Source organism: Bacillus sp. mrc49, assembly GCF_002803435.1.
The window spans coordinates 1-395 of sequence record NZ_PHNG01000308.1 but is presented as its reverse complement, the minus strand read 5'-3'; the positions used below and the strand labels follow the sequence as shown (position 1 = coordinate 395).

Genomic DNA, 395 nt, shown 5'->3' with positions numbered 1-395 from the left:
CTGCTGGTCCAGCTGTGCATTCTCCTGCGCCAATGCCCTATCGCCGGCAATCAGCAACTCATGACTCGCCAACAACGCCGCCAGCGGTTTCTCGGTCAGTTGTCGCGCCCAGGCAAAGGCCGCCAGATCCAGCGCGCCCTTGGGCAAATGCAGCGCCAGCACCTGACTGTCATCGTCGGCCTGCGCCAACGCCGTCAGCCAGGCCAAATACTCGGGTTGGCGCTTACCGCGTTTGGGCGTCGTCAAGCTCAGCACCCTTGCGCCGCCCAGGGTTTGGCGTGCGCCAATATCGCGCAGCACCAGCCGGTCGTTTTCGGCCAGCCATAGCGGACGGTCGAGGATCAGTTCTGCCAGCCCATCACTGAGCAACGAAACTCGCCCGGTGATATGGCTGG

General features: G+C 63.5%; 1 protein-coding gene. It reads right to left on the bottom strand.

Features of this window, described 5'->3' with window-relative positions; translation table 11 throughout:
* A partial coding sequence (locus CVN76_RS02090; RefSeq protein ID WP_198512435.1) for a hypothetical protein occupies positions 1 to 395 on the bottom strand: 395 nt, incomplete at both ends.